This is a genomic window from Vibrio methylphosphonaticus, from assembly GCF_023634655.1.
Lineage (GTDB): Bacteria > Pseudomonadota > Gammaproteobacteria > Enterobacterales > Vibrionaceae > Vibrio > Vibrio methylphosphonaticus.
Genome location: NZ_JAMKMS010000085.1, coordinates 1 through 337 on the forward strand (window position 1 = coordinate 1; position 337 = coordinate 337).

The following is a 337-nucleotide window of genomic DNA, read 5'->3' on the forward strand; positions in this document are numbered from 1 at the left end:
GGTGAGTTATGATGGTCCTGACGGCATCTTCTCTGTTAATGGTGATGGAACGTGTAGCTTCGCACCAAACGAAAACTTCAATGGTGAAGTCCAACTAAGCGTTACCATCCAAGATGAAGATGGGGCGACGGTTGATACCGTCATTAACGTCGATGTACTTCCAATCAACGACGCGCCAGTCTCAGGAGACTTAGCGTACAGCGTGGATGAGGATGGAAGTGTGACATTGTCACAAGAACAACTTCTTTCTCAAGCCTCGGACGTAGAGGGAGACGATCTCACCGCAGCTAACTTAAGTGCGGGTGATAACGCGACTGTTACAGCCAATGAAGATGGC

The 337-nt window shown here is 49.0% G+C and carries 1 protein-coding gene; it reads left to right on the top strand.

What is annotated here, in order from left to right; genetic code table 11:
• A partial coding sequence (locus M9196_RS23355) for a cadherin-like domain-containing protein (protein WP_250619894.1) occupies nucleotides 1–337 on the top strand: 337 nt, incomplete at both ends.